Source organism: Salinarchaeum chitinilyticum (genome assembly GCF_055390775.1).
Map to the genome: position 1 here is coordinate 2,008,594 of NZ_AP043888.1, position 11,431 is coordinate 2,020,024.

The following is an 11,431-nucleotide window of genomic DNA, read 5'->3' on the forward strand; positions in this document are numbered from 1 at the left end:
CGTGCCCCAGGAGATCGCGATCCGCCGCGCCGAGGCCGCCGACGCACCCCGCATCCGAGAGCTCAACGAGGTTGCGCTCCGGCAGGTCGACGCCTACGCGGAGGATGCGGTCGAGGCGGGCATGGACGAGGACCTCGAAGACGTCGAGACGAACTACGTCGAGGTCGGCGGGGACTTCCTCGTCGCCGAGACGGTCCCCGACGACGAAAGCGATGCGGACGCCGGCGATCGTCCCTCCTCCGAGCAGCGAATCGTGGGCATGGGCGCCCTCGAACCGATCGGTGAAGGGACCTTCCAGGCCGATCAGATCGTCCGCCAGGACGACGGCCCCGCCGCCGAGATCACGCGGATGCGCGTCGACCCGGCGTTCCAGCGGCAGGGGATCGGCACGCAGCTCGTCGAACGCCTGGAGGAGCGCGCCCGCGAGCTCGACTACGAGGTGCTCGTGCTCGACACGACCGCTCGGCAGGACGGCGCCCAGCGGCTCTACGAGTCCTTCGGCTACGAGCAGGCGGATTCGGTGCAGTGGCGAGAGTACGACGTGCTACTCTACAGAAAGGAGCTGTTCTAACCGAGAAAACGGCCGATCAAAGCGGGTCGGCCGACGGAAATTCGTATCGCCGCGATCGGGTGGGGAGCCGATCGGAGCGGATCGGTCGTCGGTCGGTACAGAACCGCAGTGGGTCAGGTGGTGAGCGTGGCGGTGGCCTGCGCTACATTGCGCCGCCCATGCCGCCCATACCGCCCATGCCACCCATGCCGCCGCCCATTCCGCCGGGGGCGCCACCGGGACCGCCGGGACCGCCTGCGTCGTCATCGTCGCCGACCTGGCCACCTTTCAGGTCACCAGCGGCGATCACGTCGTCGATGCGCAGGATCATCACGGCCGCCTCGGTGGCGGACTCGATGGCCTGGGTCTTGACGCGGAGGGGTTCGACGACGCCGTCCTCGGAGAGGTCGGTGACGTCGCCGGTGTAGGCGTCGAGCCCGGCGTTGGAGTCGCCGTCGGCGTGCTCGGAGCGGAGCTCGACGATGGAGTCGATCGGATCGAGGCCAGCGTTCTCCGCGAGCGTGCGCGGGATGACGTCCAGCGATTCGGCGAACGCTTCGACGGCGATCTGCTCGCGGCCGCCGACGGAGTCGGCGAAGTCCTGCAGCGCGAGGCCGACCGCGATCTCGGGTGCACCGCCGCCGGGGACGACCTTGCCGTCCTCGAGCGTGGTGCGGACGACGCCGAGCGCGTCCTCGATGGCGCGCTCGACCTCGTCGACGACGTGCTCGGTGCCACCACGGAGGATCAGGGTGACGGACTTGGCCTCCTCGACGTCCTCGACGAAGAGCTGCTGGTCGCCGCCGACGTCCTTCTGGGCGACGGAGCCCGCGAAGCCGAGGTCGTCGGCCTCGATGTCGGAGACGTTGGAGACGACGTTCGCGCCCGTCGCGCGGGCGAGCTTGCCGGCGTCACTGGATTTGACGCGGCGTGCGGCCAGGATGCCCTCCTGGGCGAGGAAGTGCTGGGCCATATCGTCGATGCCGTCCTGTGCGAAGACGACGTCGGCGCCGGCCTCGGCGAGGTCGTCGACCATCTCCTTGAGCTGTTCTTCCTCCTGGTCGAGGAACTCCTGGAGCTGGTCGGGGTCGGTGACGTTGACCTCGGCGTCGATCTCGGTCTCGCGGACCTCGAGTGCGTCGTCGAGCACGGCCACGTTGGCGTCCTCGACCGCGTAGGGCATGTCGTCGTGGACGCGCTCCTTCGAGACGATGACGCCCTCGACGAGCTCGGACTCCTCGATGGCGCCGCCGACGACGTCCTCGACCTTGATGTTGTCAGTGTCGATGCCGTCCTCGTCGGCGACGGAGCGGACCGCCTGGACGACGAGGCTGGCGAGGTGGTCGCGGGCGTTCTCCGCGCCCTTGCCGGTCATCGCCGTCGCGGCGATGTTCTCGAGGATCTCGGTGTCGGACTCCTCGACGTCGATGGCGATGTCCTCGAGGGCGGCCTTGGCCTCCTCGGCGGCCTGGCGGTAGCCCTGCGCGAGCGTGGTCGCGTGGATCTCCTGGTCGAGCTGGTCCTCGGCCTTCTTGAGCAGCTCGCCGGCGACGACCACGGCGGTCGTCGTCCCGTCGCCGACCTCGCTCTCCTGGGTCTCCGCGACCTCGACGATCATGTTGGCCGCGGGGTGCTCGATCTCCATCTCTTTGAGAATAGTGACGCCGTCGTTCGTGACGACGACGTTGCCCGTGGAGTCGACGAGCATCTTGTCCATCCCTTTCGGACCGAGTGTGGTCCGGACGGACTCGGAAACGGCCTTGCCGGCCGTGATGTTCATCGACTGGGCGTCCTTCCCCGACGTGCGCTGGCTGTCGTCGGAGAGTACGATCAGCGGCTGGTTGCCCATCTGCTGTGACATGGCTATCTGGAGGATTGATTGTGATTCTATATAAATGTTCCGTACACGATCGCGACATCGCGGGACGGGGGCGCCCTCAGCGGGTGTGTTACTCCGTGACGGGCGTGGGTTTATATACGATGCCGTGTGCCCCGACACCCTCCCCGACACCCTCCCCGACACCCTCCCCGATATCCTCCTCGATGTCCACTGCACTGGGACAGCTGCGTCGGCACGGCCGATAGACCGTCACACCTCGGAGGGCTTTTGGTCGATCCGACCGGACGTCGTAGTCGATGGAGGAGACGCCGACGGGCACCCCGGTCGGGGTCGACGACCCCTATCTGCACGTCGACCGCTGCGATCACTGCACCGACGAGGGGACCTGCCGGTTCGCGTTCGAGCGGTTCACCGAGGACCCGACGTTCGCGGAGCAGCGCCGCGACGACGAGTACCGCTGTCCCGTCGTGAATCCCGACGCAGACCGGGACTGGGAGGCCAGCGAGTGCCCGAACTTCACCGCCACGACCGACGGAAAGGAGTGTCGCCGCTGCGGGCTCGAGGAACGCCGGATGGCCCACTCCGGCGACCGACCGCTGATCGAGGAACACCACCTCTCCTACGCCGATGAGGAGGCGCCAAGCGGCTCGGACCGATCGAGCGGTGACGGCACGGAGCCGCGAGACGGAGACGAGTGCGACCACGAGGTGACCGTCGCACTCTGCCGGTGGTGTCACACCAAGGTCCACAAGTCCTGGGCGCGGATCGACGACGACGTCTCGCCCGATCCGGAGGCGATGGCCGTGCGGGAACAACGACGCGGTAAGGAGTTCGAGGAAGCCAGCTTCGACACCGCTGCTGAGCGGTTCGGAGAGGAGTGAGAAGCGTCTCGTTGACGGGCTAAATCCGCGCATTTCGACCGGTCAGCGCCGTTGTCTCTCCGCGCCGATCGGCGAAACGCAGGACGACAGTCTCGAAACGAAGCGCGTCAGGAGTCCTTCGAGTCGTCGAACTCGAACTCGTCGTCGGCCTCGTCGACGACCTCGTCGGGGTCCTTGATGTTCGCGGAGGTCTGGCCCTCCTTGACGGCCTCGGCCTGCTCCTCGATTTCCTCGATCGCGCCCTGCATGTCGGCCTCCTCGTCGATGTTCTGCAGGATCTCGTCGATGTCGTCGAGCCCGAGCATCTCGCGGGTCTCGGCGTCGAAATCGAGCGAGTCGAGCTCCGCGCCGTCGCCCTGGACGTCCGAGCCGGTGAGGTGCTTGCCGTAGCGGCCGACCAGCGAGGACAGCTCCTGTGGGAGCACGAACGTCGTGGATTCGCCCTGGCCGATCGATTCGAGAGTCTCCATCCCCTTCTCGATGACCGCGCGCTCGCCCATCGATTCCGCGGAGCGGGCGCGCAACACGGTGGAGATGGCGTCACCCTGGGCCTCGAGGATCTGGGACTGCTTCTCCCCCTGGGCGCGGATGATGTTGGACTGCTTGTCACCCTCGGCGGTCTCGATCGCGCTCCGGCGTTCACCCTGCGCCTCGAGGATCATGGCGCGGCGACGGCGCTCGGCGGAGGTCTGTTCCTCCATCGCCTGCTGGACGTCCGGCGAGGGGTTGACCTCGCGGACCTCCACGGACTCGACGCGGATCCCCCACTCGTCGGTGGGTTCGTCAAGTTCAGTGCGGATCTTGGCGTTGATCTGCTGGCGCTTGTTGAGCGTGTCGTCCAGCTCCATGTCGCCGAGCACGGCCCGCAGCGTGGTCTGGGCGAGGTTGGAGACGGCGTTCTTGTAGTCGTCGACCTCGAGGAACGCCTTCTTGGCGTCCATCACCTTGATGTAGACGACCGCGTCGGCGGTGACCGGCGAGTTGTCCCGCGTGATCGCCTCCTGGCGGGGGACGTCGAGGGTCTGGGTTCGCATGTCGAAGGTGTAGGTCTTCGAGACGAACGGCGGCACGAAGTTGATGCCCGGTTCGAGGAGCTTTCGGTACTCCCCGAAGACGGTGAGCGCGCGCTTCTCGTAGGCGTTCACGATCTCGATGGAGCTCGCGACCGCCACGATCGCGAGGATCAACAGGACGGCGCCGACGATCGTCGCGCCCTGTGTGACTGCTTGCAGCGGGAGGACCCCGATCATAGTTCCTTCTTCAAGCAGCCGGGTGAAAAATCCTTGCAGCCCGGCGATCGCGTCTCTCGCACCGCGGTCGGGCTGTTGCGGTCGTCGACGGCGCTACACGCTCGAGTGCGAGCCGCGCTCCTCGACTGTGCCGTCGCCGTCTCCCTCGTCCCCGACCGACTCGTCGTCGCTTTGTGCTCCCGCCTCGGTCTCTCGGGCGAGTTCTCGGTCGATCTCGTCGTCCTCGAGCCCCTCCAGCGCGGTCACGGTGACGACGTTGCCGCCGCCGGGGTCCACGACGATCACTTCCTCGCCCTCCTCGATCTCTCGATCGACGGCACGGGCCTGGTAGACGGGGTTGAAGCCGCCGTCTTCGAGCTTGACCCGGCCGTCGGTCTCTGTGACGCGGTCGACGACGCGTCCGGTCGCACCGCGTAGCGAGTCCGAGCTGCTCGTCTGGGCGGTGGTCCCCCCGTAGAGATCGTACTCGCGGTAGACGAACAGTGCGATCGCGCCGATCGCCAGCGTGGTGCCCGCGAGCGCGATCGGCGAGGCCAGCGGCGTGACCACGACGCCGAGCATCCCCGCGAAGAGCAGGGCGACGCCGAGTACGATGAGGTGGGCGCCCGGCGACATCGCCTCGGCGATCATGAGGCCAAGCCCGATCAGCATCAGCAGGACCGGCAACTCGAACCCGAAGACTGCCATGGCTACAGCTTCCCGCCCCGGCCGATTAATCCTTCCGCTGGCCACGACGTGAAATCGCGGCGCCGTCGCCGGGCGGCACGCCGATCAGCCGCCGAAGACCACGGCCGCCCGATAGATCACGAACAGCCCCAGCAGGACGCCCAGCAGGACGAACGCGACGTTCTCGAGCTCCGGCGTCTCGGGCACGATCGGCCGTCGCGGCGGTGCGTCGTCCGGTCGAGCGCCGAACACCCCCGCAATCGACGGCTCGTACTCCGCTTCCTCGGCGCTGGGATCGCCGTCCTCGGCTCGATGGTCGCCATCCTCGTTCCTGCGATCGCCCCCGTTGCGATCGTCGCCGACGGCCCGATCAGCGTCCCCGCCCCGACCGGCGTCCTCGCCGTGCTCGTCGTCCCATCCGACGCCGTCGGACCCGTCGCTCATACAGTCGGTTCGGTGCTCCCGACGCAAAAAGGGCGCGTCCCGTCGCGAAATGCACCGTCCCCGGGCCGATCAGGGGGTATCTGGCCGGTCGCGGTCGGGATCCGCCCGCCGACCGTCGCGCCCGCGATCGATGTTGCCGGCGTAGACCACGCCGCGCTCGGCGTCGAGGGTCACGACGTCGCCGGCCTCGATCCAGTCGTCGACCGGTGCGCCGCTGATCATCGGCAGGTCGAGCTCCCGCGCGACCATCGCCGGGTAGCCGGTCATGCCTTCCCGGGCGTCGACGATGCCGGCGAGTCGGGCGGCGTCGCCGGTGAACTCGGCGTCGAACGACTCGTCGAGCACCAGGAGCGAGCCGGCCTCGACCGACGTCAGGTCGCCGTCGGGAGCGCGCGAGACGGGGCCACTGACCCGACCGGCGACGACGGAGCGCCCGGTCGCGACGGTCTCGGCGGCGACGTGGACTTTCAGCATGTTCGTCGTCTGGGCACCCTCGAGCTCGGTCATCATGCCCGACAGCACGACGACGGTGTCACCGCTGTTGGCGACGCCGGCGGCCAGCGCGGACTCGACGGAGGTCTCGACCACCTTGTCCGCGCCGCCCTCGACGAAGGATCGGGTCATCGGAATGACGCCGCCGGAGAGCGCGAGCTGCCGGCGGACGGTCTCGCTGGGCGTCGTCGCGACGACCGGGACCCCGGGTCGGAACTTCGCGGTCTTGAGCGCGGTGTAGCCTGACTCGGAGGCGGCCACGACCGCCGTGGCGCCGAGGTCCCGGGCGAGGAAGCGGGCCGAGCGAGCGAGCGCGCCCGTGCGACTCTCACCCGCGGCGGGGACCCGTTGCTCCCGGAGCTCGGCGTACTCGTCGCTCTCCTCGGCCTCGCGGACGATCCGATCCATCGCCTCGACGACGCGGACGGGGTGTGCGCCGATGGCGGTCTCGCCGGAGAGCATCACCGCGTCGGTGCCGTCGAGGACGGCGTTGGCGACGTCGGAGGCCTCCGCACGGGTCGGCCGGCGCTCGGCGATCATCGAGTCGAGCATCTCCGTCGCGGTGATGACGGGAACGCCGGCCGAGCGGGCTTCCCGGATGATCCGCTTCTGGATGATCGGAACGTCCTCCATCGGGCACTCGACGCCGAGGTCGCCGCGGGCGACCATCACGCCGTAGGCGGCGTCGACGATCCCCTCCAGGTTGTCCACGGCGCCCGCGCGCTCGATCTTCGCGATGATCGGGACGTCCGCGCCGACGTCTTCGAGGACGCCGTTGACCGCGAGGACGTCCTCGCGATCCCGAACGAAGCTCGCCGCGACGAAGTCCACGCCCGGATCCGCCGCGAGTTCGAGGTCCGCGCGATCCTTCTCCGTGACGACGTCGAGTTCGAGGTCGACGCCGGGGACGTTCACGCCCTTCCGGCCGCCGAGTTCGCCGCCGCTGACGACGCGGGCGACCACCTCGTCGCCGTCGACCTCGGCGACGATCGTCTCGATCCGGCCGTCGTCGAGCAGCACCTGATCGTCGGGCTCGACGCCAGAGAGCGGGATCGACAGCCCGACCTCCTCGGGCGTCGCGTCGTCCCCCTCGGCGAAGCGGACCATCGACCCGGTCTCGAGTTCGATGGGCTCCTCGAGCGGCGCGGTTCGGATCTCCGGCCCCTGGAGGTCCAGCATGACGGCGACGGGCCGATCGAGCTCCCGGTCCACCGACCGGACGCGCTCGATCATGGCGCGTCGATCCTCCCGGCTCCCGTGGCTGGCGTTCAGGCGGGCGACGGACATCCCGGCCTGGGCCAGCTCGCGGATTGTCTCGCGGGAGCCGGAGGCAGGCCCCAGCGTGCAGACGATTTTCGCGTTGCGCATGCGAGAGCTATGGACGGACCCCGGGAAAAACACGGTGGTTGGCCGCTCCGCCGTTCCCGGCGCGCGGTGGCGAATCCGCCAGTTGGAGCGGGGTAGTAGTCGCGAAATTGGTCGATCGGTCGACCGGCGCGTTCGACCGACCCGCTCGTCCTCAGTCGAATCCGAACGGGACCTCACCGTCGTTGCGCTCGAGATAAGAGATTCCGGCGTCGAGGCTGCACAGCCGGACGTTCGCACGATGGCCGCCGCCGTATCGCTCGACGACGCCCACTTGCACGAGATCGTCCACGAGGTCCTTGCCGCGGCCCTCCAGATGGGACGGGAGTGCCATCCCGACGAGCGTGGTGACCTGCTTCTTGTGGCCGCCGGTCACCCGCTTTCGGACCATCGTGTAGACGATCTCGTTCTTGATTGCCTGGTCGTCCATCGGCACGATTTCGCCGCGTCGTCCTGGATAAACCCGAGTATGAAAATATTTTCACAGATGGAGGATTTCACAACACACTTTTGACCGATGGGAACCGTAGTACTCCCCATGGCGACGACGCAATCCGGCGAAGCGGAGGCCTACGCCGATGGGACGCCGCTCGTCGAACTGCTGGGAGACACGGCGCGCGTGAAGCTCATCTCCGTATTCGTCGGGAAGCGCTCGCGGGAGTTCACGATAGCAGAGCTGGCCGAGAACGCCGGAATCTCCCGCAAGAGCGTCTACAACCACATCGACGATCTCGTGGCACTCGGCGTCGCCGAGCCCGTCGACGCGAGCAGTGGAACGCGGTACCGGACGGCGGACTCCCCGGTAGCTACGAAGTGCTACGAACTCGATGGCGTGGCGTTGCAGCGCCTCGCCGAGTAACAGACCGCCCTGGAAGCGGCCAGACGCGAATTCCTACAACAACAGCGTCTCCAGCGACCCGAGCCGGTTCACGCTCGCGGACGGCCCCTCGTCGTTCCGGACGTGGATCGCCGTCCAGCCGGCCTGCTCCGCCGGGCCGACGTCGGTCTCGTACTCGTCGGCCACGTAGACGTGCTCGGTGGCCTCGACGCCGTTCGAAGCGAGCCGGTCGGCAGCGGTCGCAAATATCTCCGTGTCGGGTTTGCGGACGCCGATCTCGTTGGAGATCACGACGGCGTCGAAGGCGTCCTCGAGCCCGTGAGCGGCGAGCTTCTCGCGCTGGAGTTCGCCCTCGCCGTTGGAGAGGACGCCGACGGCGGCCGCGCGGTCCGCCGCTGCCTCGACGGTCTCCCGGGCGCCGTCGACCAGGCTCGTCGACTCGACCTCGATCTCGCGGTAGGCGGTGGCTGCCTCGGCCGGATCGACGCTGACGCCGAGCTCCGCGGCGACGGCCTCGAACGCGAGCTCGAACGGCTCGGCCTCACACTGTTCCAGCGCGGAGAAGATCCGCTCGGCGAACACGTCGTGGGCGGCCTCCGGCGGGTTCCGGACCCCCGAGGCGACGAGCGCGTCTCGTACGAACACGTCGAAGGACTGGTCGAACTGACAGAGCGTGCCGTCGAGGTCGAACCAGACTGCGGTGTCGGCCATGCCGCCGGATCGGTCGGCCGGGCACTTGCATCCCTCGGTGACCGATCGCGGCGACTCGTCTGTGCTCGTCGGCTCTCTTCGAGCCCGCTTCACCGCTCCTCGACGTGGCGCACGTCGACCGCCACGCCCCGCGAACTCCGGACCATCTCCGGCCCGGACGTCACGGCGCGGCCGACGCCGAACGCCAGCGGCCCCTCGACGATCACCTCGTCGCCGGGACGGATCTCCTCGTCCGCGTCGACGACGCCCGGCGCGAGCGCGCTGCCGTGGGGGACGAACTCGTCGATCTCGACGCGCTTGACCGGCGCGTCCGACTCGACCCACTGCTTCGCGCCCTCGAGCGTGAACGCCAGCGTGCCGTACTGCGGGACGACGGCGGCGAGCTGCCCCTCGTCGGATCGCTCGCTCGCGTCGGCCCGGTCGACCTGCAGCTTGGGGTAGCGGCCGTGGACGGTGACGTCCTCGAAGAGCTCGTCGCCAGCGCCGTCACCGAGCATGTAGTCGGCGATCCCGCGGACGATCGAGCGGTAGCGCTGGCCCCTGCTGTAGCGAAGCTCGCCGTCGAGGGCGTCCCGGAGGTTCGAAAGAGATTCCACCGTCGTCGGGTGGTCGGCGACGGTGTACTCCACGGGGAGGTCGGCAGGATCGTCGTCGGCGCCATTCTCGTGCTCGCCCCCGCCGAGCTCTGCGATCGCGCGCTCGACGATCGGCCGGTAGTCCTCGGGGACGTGCGCGACGATCCGGGGGTAGTCCGCCCGTTCGAGATAGGCCGCGAGGACGCGCGCGACGAACGCGACCTCCGTCTCCGACCAGTCGCCGGTGACCACCGAGTCGTAGTGCTGGGCGGGGTAGGTGAGTTCGAGTTCGGCGGGGACGACCCCGATCGGGCTCGTGATCGAGACGACGTGGCCCCGGAAGTCGATCGCGTCGTGGAACTGTCGGTGGCTCTGGGAGTCGCTGTAGGGTTTCGATGCAGAGCAGGGCACGAGCACGAGCGGGTAGGAGTCGAAGCGCGGTCGGTAGCGCGAGGTGACGCGCTCGGCGTAGCGCTGAATCTCGACGCGGCGGAGGGTGTCCTCGCTCGCCGCGGTGATCTCCGCGCGGCGGACCAGCGGGGTCCGCTCCTCGAGGTAGCTCCACTGCCGGTCGAGCCGGCGGAACACGGCCGTGTACCACTGCTCGTGGCGGGCCTGCCCTTCGAGGTAGTCCCGGAGCGTTCCGCTCCGGATCTTCGCGCGAACGCGTGCGAGTTCCGCGCGCAGCGCCGCGACGTTGTGCTCGACGCAGTCCTCCCGGTCGAACTCGCTGGCGGGGCCGCGACAGGCCGGACAGGGGCAGGGCAGTTCGTCGCCCTCCAGCTCGCCGATCCGCTGCTCGCCGTCGGCCGTGAGATACCAGCCTTGCGTTCCCCTGACGACCGCCCGGTCGGCGTCGAACAGGTCCACGCCCGCGTACGCGAGCGTCGCGACGTTTCCGGGGGTGGCGACGCCCGGGAGGTAGAGCGCCGAATCCGGCTCGATCGCCTCCCTGACTGCGACGATCGCGTCGACGAACGCGGCGGCGTGGCCGACGATCCCCTGCGCGGTCGAGAGCACGTAGGCGTCTTGGCCCAGCGCCGCGGCTGTGTCCTGGTGAACGACTGCGGCGCTGGGGTAGTCGACGTCGGGGTACTCGGGCTGGAACGAGGACTGCACCTCGGGGTCGGTGCCTGCTGGGAACCCGCGGTATGGGAGGACGGTGAGGACGTCGTCCGCGCCTGCGTCGGGCACGTCGCGCTCCTCGCTCCACAGACTGCCCGCGTCCGCGAGGACGCCGTCGCGGTCGCGACCGCCGTCCACGAGCGCGGGCGTGAGAAGCGCATCTGCCAGGCGAAGCTCGCCGGCACGGGCCGCCCCGTCGCGCTCGTGGACCTCGAAGTACTCCGTCATACCCCAGTCTCGGCACCGCTCGGCGAATAGGCGTGTCGGTCTGTTGGACGAGGGGCGACGCACGGCGAGAGTGAGTGTGAGTGAGAATGAGTGAGAGAATTCGTTGGCTTGCGATCGAGCCCGTGCGAACGACGATCCCGCGGTGAAAAACGACGGGAGCGACGCGATCTACAGCCGCTCGATCTTGACGCCGCCGCAGCTCCGGCACGAGGTGATCTCCATCTCCGGATCGGCGTAGTACTCCTCGCCACAGCTCTGACAGCGGTGGGTCGGGGGTTCGTCCGGCGTCTCGGTCGACGTCTCGCTCGCGTCGTCCGAGCCACCGAGCAGGTTCTGGACCGCGTCTTTGATGCTCATGGGCTGGCCCAACGAGCAGCTACGCCGCGAACTGTGATAAGTGTTGACAATGGACGTGAAAACTGGCGAACTGCTGGCCCGGATCTCGACCGAGGCGGCGAGTTCGTAG

Annotated in this window: 12 protein-coding genes; 3 read left to right on the forward strand and 9 right to left on the reverse strand. The window is 68.6% G+C overall.

What is annotated here, in order from left to right; translation table 11 throughout:
• Nucleotide 1: 1 nt before the first annotated feature.
• A complete protein-coding gene (locus tag ACZ5KP_RS09670) occupies nucleotides 2-571 on the forward strand; it encodes a GNAT family N-acetyltransferase (protein WP_460921993.1) in 570 nt (189 codons plus the stop codon).
• Between the two features lie 142 nt (nucleotides 572-713).
• On the opposite strand, the gene thsA is transcribed toward ACZ5KP_RS09670, so the two are convergent.
• Complete coding sequence (thsA, locus tag ACZ5KP_RS09675; protein ID WP_460923424.1) at nucleotides 714-2,399, reverse strand: thermosome subunit alpha; 1,686 nt, start codon at nucleotides 2,397-2,399, stop codon at nucleotides 714-716.
• Between the two features lie 287 nt (nucleotides 2,400-2,686).
• Between thsA and ACZ5KP_RS09680 the strand changes: the two genes are divergently transcribed.
• Complete coding sequence (locus tag ACZ5KP_RS09680) at nucleotides 2,687-3,271, forward strand: DUF7097 family protein (RefSeq protein ID WP_460921991.1); 585 nt, start codon at nucleotides 2,687-2,689, stop codon at nucleotides 3,269-3,271.
• Nucleotides 3,272-3,378: 107 nt separating this feature from the next.
• Here the strand turns inward: ACZ5KP_RS09680 and ACZ5KP_RS09685 are convergent, their stop codons facing one another.
• The 5 genes from ACZ5KP_RS09685 to ACZ5KP_RS09705 form a co-directional block, all read right to left on the reverse strand.
• Nucleotides 3,379-4,521 carry an SPFH domain-containing protein gene (locus ACZ5KP_RS09685; RefSeq protein WP_460921989.1) on the reverse strand — a complete coding sequence of 381 codons (1,143 nt, stop codon included), beginning with the start codon at nucleotides 4,519-4,521 and terminating at the stop codon, nucleotides 3,379-3,381.
• Nucleotides 4,522-4,614: 93 nt separating this feature from the next.
• The gene (locus ACZ5KP_RS09690; protein ID WP_460921987.1) at nucleotides 4,615-5,208 is read right to left on the reverse strand and encodes an NfeD family protein; all 594 of its coding nucleotides are present in this window, start codon (nucleotides 5,206-5,208) and stop codon (nucleotides 4,615-4,617) included.
• An 84-nt stretch (nucleotides 5,209-5,292) separates the two neighbouring features.
• Nucleotides 5,293-5,631 (reverse strand): DUF7312 domain-containing protein, encoded by a 339-nt coding sequence (locus ACZ5KP_RS09695; RefSeq protein WP_460921985.1) that lies wholly within the window; start codon nucleotides 5,629-5,631, stop codon nucleotides 5,293-5,295.
• Nucleotides 5,632-5,700: 69 nt separating this feature from the next.
• Nucleotides 5,701-7,491: a pyruvate kinase gene (gene pyk, locus ACZ5KP_RS09700; RefSeq protein WP_460921983.1), complete on the reverse strand. Its 1,791-nt coding sequence runs from the start codon at nucleotides 7,489-7,491 to the stop codon at nucleotides 5,701-5,703.
• A 151-nt stretch (nucleotides 7,492-7,642) separates the two neighbouring features.
• On the reverse strand, nucleotides 7,643-7,918 hold the full coding sequence (locus tag ACZ5KP_RS09705) for a hypothetical protein (protein ID WP_460921981.1): 276 nt from the start codon (nucleotides 7,916-7,918) through the stop codon (nucleotides 7,643-7,645).
• Nucleotides 7,919-8,026: 108 nt separating this feature from the next.
• On the opposite strand from ACZ5KP_RS09705, the gene ACZ5KP_RS09710 reads away from it, so the two are divergent.
• A complete protein-coding gene (locus tag ACZ5KP_RS09710; RefSeq protein ID WP_460921979.1) occupies nucleotides 8,027-8,347 on the forward strand; it encodes a winged helix-turn-helix domain-containing protein in 321 nt (106 codons plus the stop codon).
• Nucleotides 8,348-8,380: 33 nt separating this feature from the next.
• Here ACZ5KP_RS09710 and ACZ5KP_RS09715 read toward each other — a convergent pair whose 3' ends face one another.
• From ACZ5KP_RS09715 to ACZ5KP_RS09725, 3 genes are all read right to left on the reverse strand, one after another.
• Nucleotides 8,381-9,037: an HAD family hydrolase gene (locus tag ACZ5KP_RS09715; protein WP_460921977.1), complete on the reverse strand. Its 657-nt coding sequence runs from the start codon at nucleotides 9,035-9,037 to the stop codon at nucleotides 8,381-8,383.
• A gap of 89 nt (nucleotides 9,038-9,126) precedes the next feature.
• Nucleotides 9,127-10,965: an archaeosine synthase subunit alpha gene (gene arcS / locus ACZ5KP_RS09720; protein WP_460921975.1), complete on the reverse strand. Its 1,839-nt coding sequence runs from the start codon at nucleotides 10,963-10,965 to the stop codon at nucleotides 9,127-9,129.
• A 168-nt stretch (nucleotides 10,966-11,133) separates the two neighbouring features.
• A complete protein-coding gene (locus tag ACZ5KP_RS09725; protein WP_460921973.1) occupies nucleotides 11,134-11,322 on the reverse strand; it encodes a hypothetical protein in 189 nt (62 codons plus the stop codon).
• Nucleotides 11,323-11,431: the final 109 nt, after the last annotated feature.

Excerpts from the sequence above, each read along its gene's own strand:
- thsA (WP_460923424.1), bottom strand. The coding sequence starts at position 2,399 with ATGGGCAACCAGCCGCTGATCGTACTCTCCGACGACAGCCAGCGCACG.
- ACZ5KP_RS09680 (WP_460921991.1), top strand. The coding sequence starts at position 2,687 with ATGGAGGAGACGCCGACGGGCACCCCGGTCGGGGTCGACGACCCCTAT.
- ACZ5KP_RS09685 (WP_460921989.1), bottom strand. The coding sequence starts at position 4,521 with ATGATCGGGGTCCTCCCGCTGCAAGCAGTCACACAGGGCGCGACGATC.
- ACZ5KP_RS09690 (WP_460921987.1), bottom strand. The coding sequence starts at position 5,208 with ATGGCAGTCTTCGGGTTCGAGTTGCCGGTCCTGCTGATGCTGATCGGG.
- ACZ5KP_RS09695 (WP_460921985.1), bottom strand. The coding sequence starts at position 5,631 with ATGAGCGACGGGTCCGACGGCGTCGGATGGGACGACGAGCACGGCGAG.
- pyk (WP_460921983.1), bottom strand. The coding sequence starts at position 7,491 with ATGCGCAACGCGAAAATCGTCTGCACGCTGGGGCCTGCCTCCGGCTCC.
- ACZ5KP_RS09705 (WP_460921981.1), bottom strand. The coding sequence starts at position 7,918 with ATGGACGACCAGGCAATCAAGAACGAGATCGTCTACACGATGGTCCGA.
- ACZ5KP_RS09710 (WP_460921979.1), top strand. The coding sequence starts at position 8,027 with ATGGCGACGACGCAATCCGGCGAAGCGGAGGCCTACGCCGATGGGACG.
- ACZ5KP_RS09715 (WP_460921977.1), bottom strand. The coding sequence starts at position 9,037 with ATGGCCGACACCGCAGTCTGGTTCGACCTCGACGGCACGCTCTGTCAG.
- arcS (WP_460921975.1), bottom strand. The coding sequence starts at position 10,965 with ATGACGGAGTACTTCGAGGTCCACGAGCGCGACGGGGCGGCCCGTGCC.
- ACZ5KP_RS09725 (WP_460921973.1), bottom strand. The coding sequence starts at position 11,322 with ATGAGCATCAAAGACGCGGTCCAGAACCTGCTCGGTGGCTCGGACGAC.